This window comes from Planomonospora alba (assembly GCF_039534085.1).
GTDB classification, from domain to species: Bacteria; Actinomycetota; Actinomycetes; order Streptosporangiales; family Streptosporangiaceae; genus Planomonospora_B; species Planomonospora_B alba.
This window is the reverse complement of record NZ_BAAAUT010000002.1, coordinates 95,512-113,408: the sequence shown is the minus strand read 5'-3', so window position 1 is coordinate 113,408 and position 17,897 is coordinate 95,512. Positions and strand designations below refer to the sequence as shown.

The following is a 17,897-nucleotide window of genomic DNA, read 5'->3' as shown; positions in this document are numbered from 1 at the left end:
CCCTGATCCAAGCGTTGGTCAGACAAGCGACGTGTCCGTGCGCACGGGGTGTGCGAACGAGCGGGCGGGCACGCCATGACAGGCGGAGCGAGGTGCCATCGGATGGCAAGGCCGACGGGGAATCGGACGCAGGAGCAGCACGTCTCGGAGCGTGACCTGCTGGGGACCTACCTGGCTGAGATCGGCCGGGTCCCCCTGCTGACGGCGGAGGAGGAGGTCGAGCTCGCCAAGCGGATCGAAGCGGGCCTCTTCGCGGAGCAGTTGCTGGACAGCGGGCTGACGGAGCCGCGGGTCGGGGACGCCTCCGACGAGGAGCTCGAACGGATAGCGATCTCCGGGCAGCGGGCCAAGGACGAGTTCATCCAGGCCAACCTACGTCTCGTGGTGGCGGTCGCGCGCAAATACTCCGGCCGGGGGATGCCGCTGATCGACCTGGTGCAGGAGGGGAACCTGGGACTGGTCCGCGCGGTGGAGAAGTTCGACTACCGGCGCGGTTACAAGTTCTCCACCTACGCCACCTGGTGGATCCGCCAGTCCGTGGGGCGTGCGATCCACGAGCAGGCCCGTCCCGTCCGCCTGCCCACCCACGCCGGCGAGCAGATGACCCGGCTGATGCGGGTCCGCCGCGACATGCTCGCCGAGTTCGACGCCGAGCCGACGGACGCCGACCTGGCCGAGGTGCTGGAGCTGCCGATCGAGCGGGTGCGCGAACTGCGCCGCTGGGCGTCCGACCCGGTCTCGCTCCAGCTCGGCGTGGGAGACGAGGACGAGACCGAGCTCGGCGACATGATCGCCGACGAGACGTGGGCGGACCCCGAGCAGCAGGCCCTGGACATCCTGGAGCGCGAGCGCCTGGAGGAGTGGCTGACCGGCCTGGAGGGGCAGACCAGAGAGATGCTCCGCTGGCGTTACGGGCTGGTCGACGGGCGCGAGCACACGCTCACCGAGGTCGGCGAGCGCTACGGCATCGGCCGCGACCGCGCCCGCCGCATCGAGCGCGACGCCCTGGCCCGCCTGCGCAAGATGGCCGCCGCCGCCTGACCTTCCCGCGTACGGTGACCCGGCCGGCCTCCCCGCCCGGCCGGGTCCTCCCACGCGGATCGCCGCCGACCGGCCGGTGACCGCGGGGTTCACAGGTAGCCGACGCCGGTCAGGTCCTCGGCCGCCGCCCAGAGCCGCTCGCCGACGGCCGGATCGGCCGCCTCCCGGCTGAGCCGGGCCTCGGTGACCGGCCCCCGCGTCTCCCAGAGCCTGGACGGCCCGAAGAACCGGCCTCCCCGCACACCGGGCTCGGTCGCGGCGCGCAACTGCGGCAGCGCGCCCTGCTCCACCGACTGGGTGACCAGCAGGCCGAGCCGCGCGATCACCTGCCCGAACCGGCCGCGGTGCTCCCAGGCGCGCGGAGTCAGGTTGGTGCGGGTGAGACCGGGGTGGGCCAGCGTGCTGACGATCGGCGATCCGGCGGCGCGCAGGCGGCGGCCCAGCTCGACGCCGAAGACCGTGGTGGCGAGCTTGGACCGGCCGTAGGCGGCAGCGGCCCGGTAGCCACGTTCGAACATCAGGTCGTCGAAGTCGAGGTGCGCGTTCTTGTGGGTGATCGAGCTGAGACTGACCACCCGGGATCGCCCCGCCGCGGCCAGCGTGCCGAGCAGCAGGCCGGTCAGCGCGAAGTGCCCCAGCATGTTGGTGCCGAGATGCAGCTCGAAACCGTCGGCGGTGGTGCGGCGCGGGCCGAGCGACACGACGCCGGCGTTGTTGACCAGCAGATCGATCGCCGGGTGGTCGGCGGCCAGCTGCGCGGCGAACGCGCGTACCGAATCGAGGCGGGCCAGGTCCAGCTCGCGCACCTCGACGTCGCCGCCGATCCGGCGGGCGGCCTCCTCGCCGGCGGCGGTGTCGCGGACGGCGAGCACGACACGGGCGCCGCGGCGGGCCAGCTCGGTCGCGGTGATCAGGCCGAGGCCCGAGTTCGCGCCGGTCACGACGGCGATCCGGCCGTGCTGGTCGGGGATGCGGTCGGCGGTCCATCCGGTCATCTGCTGCTCCTGCGGGTATCGGTACGGTGGACCGACGACGCTAGGAGCAACGCGGGCCGGTTCGGTCGTTCCCGGTCGCCTAGGACTGCGGGACCTACCATGGGCACCCGGCCAGGCGGCACACTTGCGGCATGAGCAATCCGTACGCCCGTGAGCTCGGAGATTTCCTGCGGGCCCGGCGCGGCAGGCTGCGTCCGCACGACGTCGGCCTGGAGCCGGGCGGCCGGCGCAAGGTCACCGGGCTGCGGCGCGAGGAGCTGGCCCTGCTGGCGGGGCTGAGCACCGACTACTACCAGCGGATGGAGCAGGGCCGGCAGGTTCGCCCGTCCGACGACGTCCTGGACGCGCTCGCCGGGGCGCTCGGCCTCGACGACGGGGAACGCCGGCACCTGTTCGCCCTGGCCCGCGCCGCCCGCCGGCCGGCACCCGTCCGGGTGGACCGGGGCCCGGAAAGCGTGCCGGACGGCACACGGCGGCTGCTGCGGGTGATGGACACCCCGGCGGTCGTGCTCGGCCGGCACCTCGACCTGCTCGACTGGAATCCGATGGCGGAGGCGCTGCTCGGTGCTCCGGACGCGCACCCGCCCCACCGGCTCAACATGCTCCTGCTGATGTTCGACGACGCGCTGACCGGCGAGCGGAGCTGCCCGGACTGGGAGCGGCAGGCCCTGGACTACATCGGCATGATGCGCGCCGCCGTCGCCACCGACCCCGCCCATCCGCGCGCCACCGCGATCGTCGGTGAGCTGAGCATCCGCAGCGCCGAGTTCCGGCGGCTGTGGGCCAGGCACGACGTACGCGCGTCGGTCAGCGGCACCAAGACCTTCCGGGTCCCCGAGGTCGGCGACATCGTCCTGGACTGGGACACCTATCCGCTGCCCGGCGGCCCCGGCCCGGTCATGCTGGTCTTCACCGCCGAGCCGGGCAGCGCCGACGCGGACCGGCTGCAGCTCCTGGCGTCGCTGCACGCGACCCGATCGGCGCTGCCCGACAAGCGCTCCTCCCGGTAGTGCTTCGTCAGGCGGCCGGTACTCCGGCCATGGACCGTGATCTCGGCCCCGGCCGCGACGCACCCGACCCACGACGTCTTCCGGAGATCCGATGACCACTGTCAACGCCAACGGGATCGCCTTGGGCATCGAGTCGTTCGGTGACGACGACGCGCCGCTCGTCCTGCTCGCGGGCGGGCCGACGATGCTCTCCTGGCCCGACGCGCTCTGCGAGCACCTCGCCGTCGGCGGGCGCCGTGCGGTGCGCTACGACCTGCGCGACAGCGGGGAGTCGACGACGGCGGATCCGGAGGCGCCCGCCTACACCCTGCGCGACCTCGCCGCCGACGCGGCGGCCCTCGTCGACGCGCTCGGCGGGGGGCCCGCGCACCTCGCGGGGATCGGCGTCGGCGGGATGGTCGCCCAGGTGGCCGTGCTCGACCATCCGGGCGCGTTCTCGGCGCTCACCCTGGTCGGCACCCGCGCGGTCGCCCCCGGCCCGCCCGACGGCGACCTCCCCGACCATGACCAGGCGACGATGAGCCGGCTGTTCGCGCGCCCGATGCCGGACTGGACCGACCGCGAGGCGGTTGCGGAGTTCGCCGCCACCGGCGCGGAGATCCTCGGCGACGACCCCGTCGCCGCGCGCGCAATCGCTGCGCGCGTCTGGGACCGCACGCCCGGCACCGCACCCCCGGTCCAGACGGCCAACCAGATGGGCATGGTGTTTTCCCGGCTCGACTGCAGACCTCGCTGGCGCGAGCGCCTGCCCGAGATCGGGATCCCCGCGCTCGTCGTCCACGGCCGCCGCAACCGGTTCTTCCCCGTCGGCAACGGCGAGGCGATCGCCCGCGAGATCCCCGAGGCGCGGCTGCTGGTCCTGGAGGAGGCCGCCACCGCGATCCCCGATGCGGCGGTCAGCGAGGTCGCCGAGGCGATGCTCACGCTCGGATAGAGGACGGCGGGCGCCGCGTGGCCCCGCTCAGCGGAGCTGGTTGATGCGGATGAGGTTGCCGGCCGGGTCGCGGAAGGCGCAGTCGCGGACCCCGTAGTCCTGGTCGGTGGGCTCCTGGACCACGTCCGCGCCGGCGGCCTCCAAGCGCTGGAAGACTCCGTCGAGGTCGTCGGCGGCCAGGGTGATCGCGGTGTAGGTGCCCTTGGCGATCAGATCGAGGACGGTGCGGCGCTCGTCCTCGGTGACGCCGGGGTCGGCGGCCGGCGGGTGCAGCACGATGGAGGTCCCGGGCTGCCCGGCCGGCCCGACGGTGATCCAGCGCATGTCCTCGTAGCCGACGTCGCCGCGGACCTCGAATCCGAGGACGTCGCGGTAGAAGGCCAGGGCGGCCTCGGGGTCGGTGTGCGGGAGGAAGGCGTGGTGGATGGTGAGGTTCATGCCCCTCACGCTAGGCGCGGCCGCGGGGCGCGTGCTTCTTGATTCCTGACCGGTCTGGTCACCTGCTTGGCCAGGCACGGCGGGATGCCCGCCGCCGCCCGGGAGTGGTCGCGGCGGTAGACGCTCGGCGGCACGCCGACCAGTTCGGTGAACCTCGTGCTGAACGTGCCCAGCGAGGACGAGCCCACCGCGAAGCAGACCTCGGTGACGCTGAGGTCGCCGCGGCGCAGCAACGTCATGGCCCGTTCGATCCTGCGGGTCATCAGGTACGAGTACGGCGACTCGCCGTAGACGCGGCGGAACTCCCTGCTCAGGTGCCCGACCGACATGTGCGCCCCGCGGGCCAGCGCCTCCAGGTTCAGCGGCTTGGCGTACTCGCGGTCGATCCGGTCACGGACCCTGCGGATGACGGCGATGTCGCGCGACCGCTGCTCCTCCGTGCGCCTGCCTGCCACGGGTGCCATCCTCCCACGCCGCGGCCCGGGCGCGGCGGCCGCGCACCGGCGGCCGGGGCCGGACCCGCGGGTGATCGCGGGCCGTGTCCCGCCTGCGCGTGAGCAGACCGAAACAGCGCCGAAACACCGCGCGGCCGGGTTTCACAGATGCGAAACACGCGCGGTCGTGCCCCGAAACCGCGGGAGAACACGCTGTGGCGAGCGGAAGGGGAGCCGAGCCGGAACCCCGCCGGGCCGTGGGACACGGGCGGGCGGAGCCGTGCGGGGGCGTCCTCTCCCGGATCAGAAGCGTCAGTGCGCGGCCGGTCGACGAAGCCCTGGAAGCGCCCACTGCGACCGCACAACCGGCACACGCCAATCGGAAGGAGGGTCGCATCGGATGAAGATCGATGCCGGCTCCACTGCCTGGATGCTCATGAGCGCCGCACTCGTCCTGCTCATGACCCCGGGTCTCGCGTTCTTCTACGGGGGCATGACCAGGGCCAAGAGCGTTCTCAACATGATGATGATGTCGTGGGTGAGCATCATCGTGGTGACGGTCGCCTGGGTCCTCTACGGCCACTCGCTGGCCTTCGACACCGCCGGTGACGGCGGCGGGATCGTCAACAAGCTGATCGGCGGACTCGACAACCTCGGACTGAGCGGGCTCGTCGACACGGCGACCAAGGACGACGGGACGGGCATGCCCAGCCTCGTCTTCTCGGTCTTCCAGATGACCTTCGCGATCATCACCGTCGCGCTGATCAGCGGGGCGCTCGCCGACCGGGTCAAGTTCGGCGCCTGGGTCGTCTTCGCGATCGTCTGGGCGACCGTCGTCTACTTCCCCGTGGCCCACTGGGTGTGGGGCGGCGGCTGGCTGAGCAACCTCGGCATCGAGGACTTCGCCGGAGGCACGGTCGTGCACATCAACGCCGGCGCCGCGGCGCTGGCGGTGGCGCTGGTGGTCGGCAAGCGCGTCGGCTGGCGCAAGGACCCGATGCGGCCGCACAACCTGACGCTGGTCCTGCTCGGCGCCGGCCTGCTCTGGTTCGGCTGGTTCGGCTTCAACGCCGGCTCGGAGCTCGCCGTGGACGGCACCACCGGCCTGGCGTTCATGAACACCCAGATCGCCACCGCGGTGGCCGCCGGCGCCTGGATCCTCGTGGAGAAGCTCCGCGACGGCCACTCCACCACCCTCGGCGTCGCCTCCGGCGCGGTGTCCGGCCTGGTCGCCATCACCCCGGCCTGCGGCTTCGTCGACCCCTGGGCGGCGTTCCTGATCGGCGCGCTGGCCGGTACGGCCTGCGCCTACGCGGTCGGCCTGAAGTACAGGCTGGGCTACGACGACTCCCTCGACGTGGTCGGCGTGCACATGGTCGGCGGCGTCGTCGGCGCGGTGGCGCTGGGCTTCGTCGCGGCCTACCCCTTCGCCGACGGGCAGCAGCAGGGCCTGTTCTACGGCGGCCCGATCTCCCAGCTCGGGGTCCAGGTCCTCGGGCCGGTCGCGGTCGGCGCCTACTCCTTCGTCGTCTCGTGGATCATCGCCAAGGCCGTCGACGCGACCATGGGCTTCCGGGTCTCCCCGGAGGACGAGGTCACGGGCATCGACATCACCACCCACGCCGAGACCGGCTACGACCTCGGCACCGTCCACGCCTCCGGTGTGGCGTCCCCCAACGGCCCGGCGGCGGTCCCGGCAGGTAAGAAGGTGGAGGCATGAGGCTCATCACCGCGGTCATCAAGCCCTTCAAGCTCGACGACGTCAAGGCCGCCCTAGAGCAGTTCGGCATCAAGGGCATGACGGTCAGCGAGGCCAGCGGGTACGGCCGGCAGCGCGGCCACACCGAGGTCTACCGGGGCGCCGAGTACCAGGTGGACCTGGTGCCCAAGGTCCGGCTGGAGGTGCTCGCCGAGGAGGACGACGCCGAGGACGTGATCGACGTCGTCGTCAAGGCCGCGCAGACCGGCAAGATCGGCGACGGCAAGGTCTGGTCGGTGCCGGTGGACACCGTGGTCCGTGTCCGGACCGGCGAGCGCGGACCCGAGGCGCTCTAGCCGGTGAGAGGAGACACCCGCTCGTACGCCGCGGCCCGCAGGGAGCGGGCCGCGGACGTCGACCGCTGGCTGACGGACCTGCTCCGGACCGCCTGCGGCACGCCGTACGGGCGTCCCGGGAAGGGCCCGGACATCCGGGACATCAGGGACGGTGACGAGCGCGGCCCCCTCGGCGGGGTCGCGCTCGTCGCGGTGGGGAGCCTGGGTCGCTCGGAGCCGGCCCCCGGCAGCGACCTCGACCTGGTCCTGCTGCACGACGGGCGCGAGGACATCGGCCGGGTCGCCGACCGCGTCTGGTACCCGATCTGGGACTCCGGGATCGCCCTCGACCACTCGGTCCGGACGGTGGACGAGGCGGCCGAGGTCGCCCGCGAGGACCTCAAGGCGGTGCTCGGGCTGATCCAGGCCCGGCACGTGGCCGGCGACCCCGAGCTGACGCGGGCGGCCCGCGAGATCGTGCTCGCCGAGTGGCGGGCCGACTCCCGGCGCCGCCTGGGCGAGCTGCGCGAGGCCGCGGACCGCCGGGCGGAGGCCTGCGGCGAGCTGGCGTTCCTGCTCGAACCCGACCTGCGCGACGCGCACGGCGGGCTCCGCGACGTGCAGGCGATGCAGGCCGTGGCCGCCGCCTGGGTCGCCTCGGCCCCGGGCCCCCGGGTCCGCGAGGCCTACGAGCTCCTGCTCGACGTCCGGCACGGGCTGCACCTGGTGACGGCGCGCGGCACCGACCGGCTGGTCCTCCAGGAGCAGGACGCGGTCGCCGGGATGCTCGGCCTGCTCGACGCCGAGGCGCTCATGCGCAGGCTCGCCGAGGCGGGCAGGGTGATCACCCACGCTTTCGACGCCACCTGGCGCACCGTGGACCGGCTGCTGTCGGGCCCCGCGCCGCGCGGCCGCCGCCCGCTCGCCGACGGCGTCGTCGAGCACGGCGGGGAGGTCGTGCTCGCCCGCGGGGCCGACCCGCGCGAGGACCCCGTGCTGGTGCTGCGCGCGGCCGCGGCCGCCGCCGAGGCCGGCCTGCCCTTCGCCCCGGCGACCGTGGCCGCGCTGGCCGCCCGGTCGCAGCCGCTCCCGGTTCCCTGGCCGGACGAGGCGCGCGACGCGCTGGTGGCCCTGCTCGGCGCCGGGCGCGCGGCGGTGCCGGTCTGGGAGGAGCTGGACCAGGCGGGGGTGCTGGTGCGGCTGATCCCCGACTGGGAGCGGGTGCGGCACCGTCCGCAGCGCAACCCGGTGCACCGCTACACCGTCGACCGCCACCTGATCGAGACCGCGGCGGGGGCCGCCGCGTTCACCCGGGAGGTCTCCCGGCCCGACCTGCTGCTCATCTGCGCGCTCCTGCACGACATCGGCAAGGGCTACCCGGGCGACCACTCCAGCACCGGCGCGGTCGTCGCCCGCGACATCGGCACCCGGATGGGGCTGCCCCAGGCGGACGTGGAGGTCGTCGAGACCGTGGTCCGCCACCACCTGCTGCTGCCGGAGACCGCGACCCGGCGTGACCTGGACGACCCGGTGACGATCTCCCGGGTGGCCGGGGCGGTCGGCTCGCGCGAGGTCCTGGAACTGCTCGCCGCGCTGGCCGTGGCCGACGGCAACGCCACCGGGCCCGCCGCGTGGAACTCCTGGAAGGCGTCGCTGGTCGCCGACCTGGTGCGGCGGGTGCGCTCGGTGCTGTCCGGCACCCCGCCGCGGCCCGCGCCCGTGCTCTCGGCCCGGCAGGCGGCCCTGGCCCGGCACGGCGGGGGAGCGGTCCGGATCAACGGGGGGACGGTCACCGTGGTCGCGCCCGACCGGGCCGGCCTGCTCTGGCGCGCGGCCGGGGTGCTCGCCGCGCACCGGATGGTGGTCCGCGCCGCCTCGGCGGCCTCGGCGGGCTCCACGGCTGTGATCGAATTCTCAGTCGTGCCCGAGTACGGCGCGCCGCCCGACCCCGCGACACTGGAGGCCGACCTGCGGCTCGTCCTGGCGGGGCGGCTGGACATCGAGGAGCGTCTGGCCCGCCGTACCCGTTCGCTGCGACCGGCGCGGGTTCCGGTGGCTCCGCCACGGGTTACCCTCGTGGATGACGCGTCGCTCACGGCGACTGTCGTGGAAGTACGCGCTCATGACCGTCCGGGGCTATTGTGGCGGATTGGTAGAGCTTTTGGTGAATGTGGTCTTGACGTGCGCGCTGCGCGTGTGGAGACTCTCGGCGCAGAGGCGGTGGACGTCTTCTACGTGGTTGATCGGGCGGGGCGTCCCCTGACGGACCAGGCCCAGTGTGCACAGGTGCGGGATCAGGTACTCAGCGCGCTGAGATAACCATCGCAAATCAGTCTCCCGTCACATCTGTAACGATTAAGTCCGATTTGCCGGTTATGTCGCTTCTGTCCCGTGGGTCTGTGGTCTGATGATGGCCACTTGTGGCGTGATGGTGAAGGGTAACTAGAGCGGTGACGACGGGACCTACCGATAGCGAGACCGCATCGGTGCGCGACCGCGGTAAGCGGCCTGCCGCTCGATTCGGTCTGCGCAACTGGCGCGTGCGGACGCGCCTCACGGCACTGATCCTGGTGCCGACCGCGGTGGGCGTGGTGCTCGCCGGAGCACGGGTGGTGGACTCCGTCGACAGCGTCGCCGTCCACCAGCGCACCGCCTCCGCGGCTGAATACTCCGGCCGCCTGCGCGACCTGGCGCAGGCCCTCGGCCTGGAGCGCGACCGGGGCACGTGGTCGGCGTTCCAGCCCAGCAACAAGGGGCTGGAGAGCAGCTTCATCGAGCAGCAGAAGGTCGTCGACGGCCTGGTGCAGAAGATCCGGGCGGACCTGCGGGCGATCGACGACGCCTACGGCTCCCGCGCGGTCAAGGCCGCTCAGGACGCCGCCTACCAGCTCGAGAGCCTCGGCACCACCCGCGAACTGCCCGGAACCGCGCGGGCCGAGCGCTACGTCTTCCTGATCAACCCGCTGCTCCAGCTGCACGAGGAGCTCACGCTGGTCAGCGAGGACCCGGAGATCGTCGGCAACGCCCGCGGTCTCAGCGCCCTCGCCTACGCCAAGGAGGAGGTCTCCCGGCAGCGGGCCCGCCTGCTGGCCGGCTACTACGCGCCCTCCCTGGTCACCTCGCAGCAGATCGAGGAGTTCATCGCCTCCCGGTCCCGGCTGGAGGAGCGCAAGGCCGAGTTCGCCATCGAGGCGGGTGCGGAGAACGGCCAGCTGCTCAGCACCGAGCTGGTCGACGAGCGGGTGCACCGCGCCGAGCTGACCAAGTCCAAGGCGCTCGCGCTCGCCAGCAAGCCCACCGCCTCCGGCCGCCTGCTGAGCGACCTGGCCGAGGTCAAGCAGTGGTTCTCGGACAACACCGAGGTCCTCAACCGGCTGAAGAAGGTCGAGGAGAAGGTCGAGGGTGACGTGATCACCCGGGCCCGGGAGCTGGAGGACACCGAGCAGCGCACCGCGATCATCGCGGCCGCCCTGATCCTGACCCTGCTCCTGCTGGTCCTCGGCCTCACCGTCCTCATCGCCCGCTCGATGGTCCAGCCGCTGCGCCGACTGCGGGTCGAGGCGCTGGACGTCGCCGGCAACCGGCTCCCCGACGTCGTGCGCAAGCTCCGGATCTCCGGGGAGACCCAGACGCCCGAGGTCGAGCCCATCTCCGTCGACAGCAGGGACGAGATCGGCGAGGTCGCCAAGGCCTTCGACGAGGTCCACCGGCAGGCCGTACGGCTGGCGGCCGAGGAGGCCGAGCTCCGCTCCAACATCAGCGCGATGTTCGTCAACCTCTCCCGGCGGACCCAGACCCTGGTGGAGCGGCAGATCTCGCTCATCGACGGCCTGGAGAAGGGCGAGCAGGACGGCGGCCGCCTGGCCGACCTGTTCAAGCTCGACCACCTGGCCACCCGCATGCGCCGCAACTCCGAGAACCTCCTGGTCCTCGCCGGCCACGAGCCGGCCCGGCGCCGGAGCCAGCCGGCCAAGCTCGTCGACGTCGTGCGCGCCTCCCTGTCGGAGGTCGAGGACTACGAGCGGGTCCAGGTCAAGGTCCACCGCGCGATCTCGGTCGCCGGAAGCGCCGCCAACGACATCGTCCACCTGGTGGCCGAGCTGGTGGAGAACGCCATCCAGTTCTCCCCCCGCAACAGCCAGGTCGTCGTCTCCAGCAGCATGATCGAGGGCGGCGGCGCGCTGCTCGCGGTCAGCGACGCGGGCATCGGCATGACCCCGGAGGAGCTCGTCGAGACCAACCGGCGCCTGGCCGACCCGCCCGTCGTGGACGTGTCGGTGTCGCGCCGGATGGGCCTGTTCGTGGTCGGCCGCCTGGCCCTGCGCCACGGCATCCGGGTCCAGCTCCGCCCGCAGGAGAGCGGCGGCCTCATCGCCATGGTGCTCTTCCCGCCCGAGCTGATCGTCGAGTCGGCGGTCCAGGTCCCGACCCCGTCGTGGGGATCGGAGTCGTTCGCCTCGCAGGGCTCGTTCGGCCAGGCGTCCTTGGGCCAGAGCCCGTTCGGCCAGAACTCCTTCGCGCAGGCCTCCCTGAACCAGAACTCCTTCGGGCAGGCCTCCATCGAACAGGGCTCGTTCGGGCAGGCCTCCGCGGACCAGGGCTCGTTCGGGCAGGCGTCCCTGGACCAGGGGTCGTTCGGGCAGGCCTCCGCCCCGGCGGCGCCCTCCTTCGGCCCCGCCTCCGCCGAGGAGCCGCTCCCGCAGCGGCAGCCCTCCGGCCTGTTCGGCGCTCCGCCGCAGAGCGCTCCGCAGCAGAGCGCCCCACCGCAGAGCGGCGAGCCTCCGCTGCCCAAGCGCCAGGTCGGCGCCGGGCTGAACGGCGGCGCCTCCGCCAACGGCGACACCCCCTCCTTCTCCGCGTGGGGGCAGGTGTCCCACGACGACCCCGCCACCGCCTCGATGCCGGCCGTCGGCGTCTCCCCGCTCGAGCCCGAGCAGGAGGAGTACCTGCCGATCTTCGCCTCCGTCGAGTCGGCCTGGTTCCGCCGGGTGGTGGACCCGGCCGAGCCCGCGGAGGCCGTCGAGGCCCCCGAGGACGACGACCTGACCGGCGAGGTGCAGCGGATCGAGGCCGAGATCCCCGTGGAGGGGCCCGCCTCCGGTACCGGCCTGCCGAGTCCCGAGCCGGCCCGCGCGCCGGTCCGGGAGGCGGTGCCCGCGTCGACCCCGGCCCCGGCCCCGTCCGCCACGCCGCTCCGGCGGACGCTCCCGGCCCGCGCGCCGGAGAACTGGCAGACCCCGGCCGACGCCGGGTGGCAGGCCGCGCAGGCGGCCAGCGACCCCCGCCTCGGCGGGATCACCGCCGCGGGTCTGCCCAAGCGGACCCCCAAGGCCAACCTGGTGCCGGGAGCCGCTTCCAGCGCCCCGGTGACGCCGATGCCGCCGATCTCCGCGGAGAGGGTGCGCAACAGGCTGTCGAGCTTCCAGCAGGGTGTGCGGCGGGGCCGTGCGGAACTATATGAGGACACCGCCACGAACAGGGCGGAAAAGGAGGAGGGCCAGTGACTACCCTGAGCCATGAGGCCCGCAGGTTCGACTGGCTGATCACCGAGTTCGTCCGCGGCACCCCCGGTGTCGCGCACGCGGTGGTCGTGTCGGCCGACGGTCTGCGGATCGCCAGCTCCGAGGGGTTCCCGGACGACCGAGCCGACCAGCTCGCCGCCGTCGCCGCCGGATTGCTCAGCCTGACCGTGGGCGCGTCCCGGGTGTTCGAGGGCGGCGCGGTCACGCAGACCGTGGTCGAGATGGAGCGCGGCCTGCTGCTGGTCATGGCGATCAGCGACGGTTCCGTGCTCGCGGTGCTGGCCTCCCCCGAGTGCGACATGGGTCTGGTGGCCTACCAGATGACCCTGCTCGTGGACCGGGCCGGCCAGGTGCTCACCCCGGCGCTCCGGGCCGAGCTGCAGTCCTCCCGGGGGCGCTGATGACCGGATGCACGCGCGCCCGGCGTACCGGGGCCACGCGAACGCCTCGCCCGTCCTCGCCGGCGTCCGCACCTGGAGAGGGCCGTGCTGGGCGTTGACGGAACCGGGGACGAGGAGCCCCTGTTCCGTCCGTACACGGTGACCGGCGGCCGTGCCGAGCCCCGCTATCACCTGGCGATGGAGACGCTGGTCTCCTCCTCGCCCATCATGGACGAGGAACTGGCCCTGCTCACCCCCGAGCAGGACGCCATCATCAGGCTCTGCCGCTCGTTCCGGTCGGTCGCCGAGATCTCGGCGCTGCTCCGGGTCCCGCTCGGCGTGGCCCGCGTGCTGGTGGCCGACATGGCCGACGAAGGTCTCGTCCGGCTCCACCAGCCGCGTCTCGACCAGGGACAACCGGATCTCAACATGCTCGAAAGGGTGCTCAGTGGACTTCGCAGGCTCTAACCGCGGCGGCCTGACGTCGACGAAGATCGTCGTCGCGGGCGGGTTCGGCGTCGGCAAGACCACGTTCGTGGGCGCCGTGTCGGAGATCCTGCCGCTGACCACGGAGGCGGTCATGACGGAGGCGAGCTCCGGGGTCGACGACCTCGGGCTCACCCCCAACAAGGCCACCACCACGGTCGCCATGGACTTCGGCCGACTCTCACTGGACAGCGACCTGATCCTGTACCTGTTCGGCACGCCCGGGCAGCACCGGTTCTGGTTCATGTGGGACGACCTGGTCCGCGGCGCCATCGGCGCGGTGGTCCTGGTCGACACCCGCCGCCTGGCCGACGGCTTCCCCGCCATCGACTACTTCGAGGAGGCCAAGCTCCCCTTCGTGGTCGGCATCAACGGCTGGGACGGGCAGTTCCCGCACTCGGAGGAGGAGGTGCGCGAGGCCCTGGCGCTCGCCCCGCACGTCCCCATCGTGCGCACCGACGCCCGCTCCCGCGAGTCCGTCAAGGCGACGCTGATCACGCTGGTCGAGCACGTCCTGCGGGTGCGCGCCGCCTACGGCATGTCGGTCTGAGCGGCGTCCACCAGGCCGGTGCGGCTCCCGCGGAGCCGCACCGCCCCTCGGCGTTCCCGCGGGCGGCCGCGGAGAGCGCTCAGCCGAGGGCGTGGGCCGGCAGGCCGTGCGGGCGCGCTCCGGCCAGGACCGCCTCCGGCCCCGTGCCGAGCCGTACGGCCAGCAGGAAGCGGCGCTGCCCGCCGACCTTGCGCGGTTCGAAGCAGATGTGGGCGAACGCCGCCTCCGGCGCGGCCGCGGCGGCGAGCCGCTCCAGCTCGCGCTCGGCGCGCGCCCACTCCTCCGCCGGGACGTACTGGCGCATGACCGAGTGCCAGACCACCGTCAGCGTGCCCGGGACCAGGTCGACACCGGCGAGGAAGTCGGCGGCCCCGGCGGTCTCGACCGCCGCCGGCACCTGGGCGGCCAGCCGCAGGGCGCCGTCCAGCCGGGCGGCCCGGTCCTCCTGGTCGGGCCAGAGGTAGGCGCGCAGGGCGAGCGCCCCCTCGGGCGAGAGCGGGTCGATGGGCGTCAGGTCGCAGCCGCGCCGCTCCACGACCGTGAGGCCGGGGTGCCCGTCCGCGGCCTCCGCCAGCCATGCGGGCGGCGCGCCCTCCCAGGCGTCCTCCAGGACGACCGGGGAGTCCGCCGGTCCCCACGCGAAGTCCTCCGCCGTGCAGCGGAAGCGGTCGGCACGCAGGTTGAGCCCGGCGCTCGCGCCCAGCTCGAACAGGCGGACGGGCAGCGGGGCGGAGCGTACGGCGTGCAGCAGCCCGGCGATCAGCAGGTTGGCCCGGCCGACCTCGTTGGTCTGCGGGGGGCGGGTCATCCAGTCGCGGACCCACTCCAGCTCGGTGGCGACGGCCTCGCGGAAGGCCGGCCAGCAGGCGTCGGGCCGCTGCGGGTCGACGGCCCCGCCCGCGCTCGGGTAGCAGGCGGCCAGCTCGGGCGCGCGGCCGGTGAGCACGAGGGAGTGGACCCCGCCGAGCAGCCGGAGCGCGATCGCGTCGGGCCCGGGGGCGTCCTCGTAGCCGGCGAGCGCGTCGGCGCAGGGCCCGCCCGCCCGCACGTCCTCGGCCACCCGGCCGAGCAGCGCGGCGTAGAGCGGTGATCCGAGCTCCGCGCAGGACCTCGCCTGGACCTCGACCATCTCCGCGGCACGCTCACGGGACATCACGACCTCCTCCGTCGGGACTGCCGACGATATCCACCGTGCCCTTGCGGAGATCGCCCCGGGTGCTCCCACCGGCGTGTCCGCGGCGAGGTATCCTCGCCGTGTGCCGGGGGCTGTTGGCTGCTAACGAAATCATCAGCTTTCTTCAGCCTTTATCTGAGATCATCTGTGCGAAGCTTTCCGAATGGGCACGGCGGAACGGCGTCCATCACCAGACCGCCTGGTAGTGGGCACGGGACGGCAAGATGCCGGTCCCCGTGGTCAAGCCCGCCACCGGCCGGTACCACGTGCTCGAACAGCAGGCCACCGCCGAAGGGCGGACGGTCGCGTACTGCCGGATCTCCAGCGCCGACCAGAAAGCCGACCTGGAGCGGCAGGCCGGGCGGGTCGTCACCGCCGCAACCGGCATGGGACTGGCCGTCGCCGACGTGGTGAGCGAGGTCGGCTCCGGTCTGAACGGCAGACGGCCGAAACCGGCGCGACTGCTGCGCGGCCCGTCGGTGACGACGATCGTGGTCGAGCACCGCGACCGGCTGGCCCGGTCCGGCGTCGAGCACCTGACCGCCGCCCTGGACGCGACCGGGCGGCGCATCGTCGTCATCGACGACACCGAAGTCGACGACGACCTCGTGCGGGACATGACCGAGATCCTCACCTCGTTCTGCGCCCGCCTGTACGGCCGCCACTCGGCTTCCCGCCGGGCCAAGGCCGCACTCCGCGCCGCAGGCGAGACCGCGTGAGCGACCGTCAGGGCTTCCGGATCGAACTGGACCCCACCCCCGACCAGAGGGCCCGTCTCGGCCGGCACGCCGGGCTGTCGCGGGTGGTGGGGAACTTCTGCCTGGAGAAAGTCCGCGCCGCCCTCGACCAACGCCAAGCGGAGAAGACCTACGGCGCGACCGGACAAGGACCTGACCCCGGTGCCCTGGTCGGCCCCCGCACCGGAGCGGGCCTGGCGTGCCGAGCACCGTCAGCGGTTCCCATGGTTCACCGCTGACGGCCTGTCGTCGCGGATACCGAAGGAGGCGTGCCGGGTGCGTGCCGCCGCCTTCAAGAGCTTCTTCGACTCCCGTACCGGCAGGCGCAAAGGCCGCAAGCCGGTGCCCGGCGACGGCGGGCCGGTGACGTTACTCGCCCTCGGCCCAGAAGCGCTGAAGCCTGATGACCGCGGCCTCTCTGGTCATCTTCGCGACCTCCGTCTCCGGGAGCCCGACCCTGGTGATGAGCAGGTGGACGAGGTCGGCGGGAAGCGCCCCGGCGGGGACGGCCGGTGTTCCCCGATCCGGCTTCTCACCCTCCTTCACGCACTTCCAGAACTCCTCCTCCGTGACCGCGAGCTGATCGCGGAGGATGTGGTTCCAGAGGCCGCGGCCGTACGAGGTGCGGTCCGGAGGGTGCGAAATCCTGGTCCGGAGGACGCGGCCGTCCGGAAGGCACATCTCGTAGGTGACGTGGTGGGTGCCCGAGCGCCCGCGGGCGTCCCTGACCCGGTTCCATCCCTCCGTCAGGCAGAACCGTTCATGTTCCTCCCTGGTCGCCTGCGGCCAGGTCATGCCGCCTGCCCGGTGAGCCAGCGGCGGAGTTGCCCGTCGTCGCTGAGATCGATCAACTGGACCAGCCCCCAGTTCTCCCGGTGGTTGGGAGCGTTGAGCAAACGGTCCTGCCAGTCCTCGGCGTAGTCGCGGAGCGCGTCGACCATCTCGTCGATCGCCTCCTCGAAGGTGGATCCGTCCGCGGCGATCGGCAGCCCGGGAATGAACACCGACCACCCTCCGTCCTCGGCCACCACCTCGGCACGTGACGGTGTGACGGCGGCCAGGAAGTGCCTCAACCGCTCCGCGTCCACCACGACGGCCTTGGTCTCGTCGCGCCGGACGGTGGCGGTCCGGCCGTGCGCCGCCGCATCCAGAAGATCCTTCAGGTGGGTGCGCGCATCGGTGTAACTGTCGTAGTGGACAGAGGCCATGGTTCCTTCTTCCGATCTGTCGGCGGTTGTCTCCGACATTCACGTACGTGAAGTACTCAGCGTACTTCACGTACGTGACCGTGGGAATCCGTCGGCCCGTCACGGGGAGAGGCGCCGTGGACGGCGGCCGGTGCGCCGCGGCCGCGAAAGCCGCCCGGGTGTCAGTGGAGCCCGCGCTTGCCCGGTGTCCAGAAGGGCTTGACCTTGATCGAGGCGCGTGACCAGTTGCGCTGCCGGACCAGGTAGTCGCGGATCATCTGGCAGGTCCTGGCCTCGCCGGCCACGTAGGCGGCGCCCGCGTTGCCGGGGAGGTCGAGGGCGGCCACGGCGGCCAGCAGCGTCCGGGACGAGGCCGCCGCCGCGCCGTGGCGGTGCACCCGGTGCAGCCGATGGGGACCGGGCATGGGCAGGTCGTGCTCGGGGGAGTCGCTCTCCAGCACGCCGTACACCCGGGCGGACGCGCCGAGCCCTCTGATCATGGGCCCGAAGGCCGCACTGGCGGTCTCCTCGCCGATGAACACGTGGTAGGGGGCGTCGCGGGTGAAGAAGTCCCCCTGAGGCCACCAGAAGGTCACCGGATCACCGGGACGCACCGTGCGGGCCCAGGCCAGTCCGATGCCGTCGCCCTCGTAGAGGTGGGCGCGCAGTTCCAGCGCGCTTTCCGAGGGCTGGAAGTCCCAGATGGTGTAGGTGCGCAGGGTCTCGGCGGGCCGCAGGATCCCGGAGACCGACAGCGGGTCCTTGAGCTGGATCCGGATGTGCTGGCCCGGGGTGTAGGGGAAGGCGATCGGTTCGTCGGCCACGAGGCGGATGCGCCGCATCGTGGGAGTGACCGGTTCGGTCTCGGCGACGGCGGCGGTGACGACGTATTTGGCGAATGCTCCTGCCAGCGGATTGCGCACGTCATGGCTCCTCTCGGACGGCGCGGCGCCGATGGACCGATCCCGGCCCGCT

General features: G+C 72.8%; 18 protein-coding genes and 1 pseudogene. 12 read left to right on the top strand and 7 right to left on the bottom strand.

Features of this window, described 5'->3' with window-relative positions:
* Positions 1–102 precede the first annotated feature (102 nt).
* Positions 103–1,041 carry a sigma-70 family RNA polymerase sigma factor gene (locus tag ABD823_RS01560; protein ID WP_344855040.1) on the top strand — a complete coding sequence of 313 codons (939 nt, stop codon included), beginning with the start codon at positions 103–105 and terminating at the stop codon, positions 1,039–1,041.
* A gap of 89 nt (positions 1,042–1,130) precedes the next feature.
* On the opposite strand, the gene ABD823_RS01555 is transcribed toward ABD823_RS01560, so the two are convergent.
* Positions 1,131–2,036, bottom strand: a complete 906-nt coding sequence (locus ABD823_RS01555) for an oxidoreductase (RefSeq protein ID WP_344855038.1) — start codon at positions 2,034–2,036, stop codon at positions 1,131–1,133.
* Positions 2,037–2,167: 131 nt separating this feature from the next.
* Between ABD823_RS01555 and ABD823_RS01550 the strand changes: the two genes are divergently transcribed.
* Together ABD823_RS01550 and ABD823_RS01545 are read left to right on the top strand one after the other, a co-directional pair.
* Positions 2,168–3,046, top strand: a complete 879-nt coding sequence (locus tag ABD823_RS01550; RefSeq protein WP_344855036.1) for a helix-turn-helix transcriptional regulator — start codon at positions 2,168–2,170, stop codon at positions 3,044–3,046.
* A 91-nt stretch (positions 3,047–3,137) separates the two neighbouring features.
* Positions 3,138–3,980 (top strand): alpha/beta fold hydrolase, encoded by an 843-nt coding sequence (locus ABD823_RS01545; protein WP_344855034.1) that lies wholly within the window; start codon positions 3,138–3,140, stop codon positions 3,978–3,980.
* 27 nt (positions 3,981–4,007) lie between these two features.
* Here ABD823_RS01545 and ABD823_RS01540 read toward each other — a convergent pair whose 3' ends face one another.
* Together ABD823_RS01540 and ABD823_RS01535 are read right to left on the bottom strand one after the other, a co-directional pair.
* Complete coding sequence (locus ABD823_RS01540) at positions 4,008–4,418, bottom strand: VOC family protein (protein WP_344855032.1); 411 nt, start codon at positions 4,416–4,418, stop codon at positions 4,008–4,010.
* A 5-nt stretch (positions 4,419–4,423) separates the two neighbouring features.
* A complete protein-coding gene (locus tag ABD823_RS01535) occupies positions 4,424–4,882 on the bottom strand; it encodes a helix-turn-helix transcriptional regulator (RefSeq protein ID WP_344855030.1) in 459 nt (152 codons plus the stop codon).
* A 370-nt stretch (positions 4,883–5,252) separates the two neighbouring features.
* Between ABD823_RS01535 and ABD823_RS01530 the strand changes: the two genes are divergently transcribed.
* The 7 genes from ABD823_RS01530 to ABD823_RS01500 all read left to right on the top strand — a co-directional run bounded on the left by ABD823_RS01530 (position 5,253) and on the right by ABD823_RS01500 (position 13,824).
* Positions 5,253–6,572 carry an ammonium transporter gene (locus ABD823_RS01530; protein WP_344855028.1) on the top strand — a complete coding sequence of 440 codons (1,320 nt, stop codon included), beginning with the start codon at positions 5,253–5,255 and terminating at the stop codon, positions 6,570–6,572.
* Complete coding sequence (locus tag ABD823_RS01525) at positions 6,569–6,907, top strand: P-II family nitrogen regulator (RefSeq protein WP_344855025.1); 339 nt, start codon at positions 6,569–6,571, stop codon at positions 6,905–6,907. Before ABD823_RS01530 ends, ABD823_RS01525 begins: the two co-directional genes overlap by 4 nt.
* 3 nt (positions 6,908–6,910) lie before the next feature.
* Positions 6,911–9,205, top strand: a complete 2,295-nt coding sequence (locus ABD823_RS01520) for a [protein-PII] uridylyltransferase (protein WP_344855023.1) — start codon at positions 6,911–6,913, stop codon at positions 9,203–9,205.
* A 221-nt stretch (positions 9,206–9,426) separates the two neighbouring features.
* Positions 9,427–12,390 (top strand): nitrate- and nitrite sensing domain-containing protein, encoded by a 2,964-nt coding sequence (locus ABD823_RS01515; protein WP_344855021.1) that lies wholly within the window; start codon positions 9,427–9,429, stop codon positions 12,388–12,390.
* Positions 12,387–12,809: a roadblock/LC7 domain-containing protein gene (locus ABD823_RS01510; protein WP_068921742.1), complete on the top strand. Its 423-nt coding sequence runs from the start codon at positions 12,387–12,389 to the stop codon at positions 12,807–12,809. The genes ABD823_RS01515 and ABD823_RS01510 overlap by 4 nt, the downstream gene beginning before the upstream one ends.
* A gap of 84 nt (positions 12,810–12,893) precedes the next feature.
* Positions 12,894–13,256, top strand: coding sequence for a DUF742 domain-containing protein (locus ABD823_RS01505; protein ID WP_344855019.1), 363 nt, complete (start codon positions 12,894–12,896; stop codon positions 13,254–13,256).
* Positions 13,237–13,824, top strand: a complete 588-nt coding sequence (locus tag ABD823_RS01500; protein ID WP_344855017.1) for a GTP-binding protein — start codon at positions 13,237–13,239, stop codon at positions 13,822–13,824. The genes ABD823_RS01505 and ABD823_RS01500 overlap by 20 nt, the downstream gene beginning before the upstream one ends.
* Positions 13,825–13,903: 79 nt before the next feature.
* Here ABD823_RS01500 and ABD823_RS01495 read toward each other — a convergent pair whose 3' ends face one another.
* Positions 13,904–14,977: a DUF2332 domain-containing protein gene (locus ABD823_RS01495; RefSeq protein ID WP_344855015.1), complete on the bottom strand. Its 1,074-nt coding sequence runs from the start codon at positions 14,975–14,977 to the stop codon at positions 13,904–13,906.
* 164 nt (positions 14,978–15,141) lie between these two features.
* Between ABD823_RS01495 and ABD823_RS01490 the strand changes: the two are divergent.
* Both ABD823_RS01490 and ABD823_RS01485 read left to right on the top strand, forming a co-directional pair.
* Positions 15,142–15,717, top strand: a pseudogene (locus tag ABD823_RS01490) (IS607 family transposase).
* Positions 15,714–15,974, top strand: coding sequence for a helix-turn-helix domain-containing protein (locus ABD823_RS01485; RefSeq protein ID WP_344855013.1), 261 nt, complete (start codon positions 15,714–15,716; stop codon positions 15,972–15,974). The pseudogene ABD823_RS01490 and the gene ABD823_RS01485 overlap by 4 nt, the downstream one beginning before the upstream one ends.
* A 130-nt stretch (positions 15,975–16,104) precedes the next feature.
* Here the strand turns inward: ABD823_RS01485 and ABD823_RS01480 are convergent, their stop codons facing one another.
* The 3 genes from ABD823_RS01480 to ABD823_RS01470 all read right to left on the bottom strand — a co-directional run bounded on the left by ABD823_RS01480 (position 16,105) and on the right by ABD823_RS01470 (position 17,845).
* Positions 16,105–16,530 (bottom strand): cytotoxic translational repressor of toxin-antitoxin stability system, encoded by a 426-nt coding sequence (locus ABD823_RS01480; protein WP_344855011.1) that lies wholly within the window; start codon positions 16,528–16,530, stop codon positions 16,105–16,107.
* Positions 16,527–16,943: a prevent-host-death protein gene (locus ABD823_RS01475; protein WP_344855009.1), complete on the bottom strand. Its 417-nt coding sequence runs from the start codon at positions 16,941–16,943 to the stop codon at positions 16,527–16,529. The genes ABD823_RS01480 and ABD823_RS01475 overlap by 4 nt, the downstream gene beginning before the upstream one ends.
* Positions 16,944–17,104: 161 nt before the next feature.
* Complete coding sequence (locus tag ABD823_RS01470; RefSeq protein ID WP_344855007.1) at positions 17,105–17,845, bottom strand: siderophore-interacting protein; 741 nt, start codon at positions 17,843–17,845, stop codon at positions 17,105–17,107.
* Positions 17,846–17,897 lie beyond the last annotated feature (52 nt).

Coding starts and splice junctions, on each gene's coding strand:
- ABD823_RS01480 (WP_344855011.1), bottom strand. CDS start 16,530: ATGACCTGGCCGCAGGCGACCAGGGAGGAACATGAACGGTTCTGCCTG.
- ABD823_RS01475 (WP_344855009.1), bottom strand. CDS start 16,943: ATGGCCTCTGTCCACTACGACAGTTACACCGATGCGCGCACCCACCTG.
- ABD823_RS01560 (WP_344855040.1), top strand. CDS start 103: ATGGCAAGGCCGACGGGGAATCGGACGCAGGAGCAGCACGTCTCGGAG.
- ABD823_RS01540 (WP_344855032.1), bottom strand. CDS start 4,418: ATGAACCTCACCATCCACCACGCCTTCCTCCCGCACACCGACCCCGAG.
- ABD823_RS01535 (WP_344855030.1), bottom strand. CDS start 4,882: ATGGCACCCGTGGCAGGCAGGCGCACGGAGGAGCAGCGGTCGCGCGAC.
- ABD823_RS01495 (WP_344855015.1), bottom strand. CDS start 14,977: ATGTCCCGTGAGCGTGCCGCGGAGATGGTCGAGGTCCAGGCGAGGTCC.
- ABD823_RS01530 (WP_344855028.1), top strand. CDS start 5,253: ATGAAGATCGATGCCGGCTCCACTGCCTGGATGCTCATGAGCGCCGCA.
- ABD823_RS01555 (WP_344855038.1), bottom strand. CDS start 2,036: ATGACCGGATGGACCGCCGACCGCATCCCCGACCAGCACGGCCGGATC.
- ABD823_RS01545 (WP_344855034.1), top strand. CDS start 3,138: ATGACCACTGTCAACGCCAACGGGATCGCCTTGGGCATCGAGTCGTTC.
- ABD823_RS01525 (WP_344855025.1), top strand. CDS start 6,569: ATGAGGCTCATCACCGCGGTCATCAAGCCCTTCAAGCTCGACGACGTC.
- ABD823_RS01550 (WP_344855036.1), top strand. CDS start 2,168: ATGAGCAATCCGTACGCCCGTGAGCTCGGAGATTTCCTGCGGGCCCGG.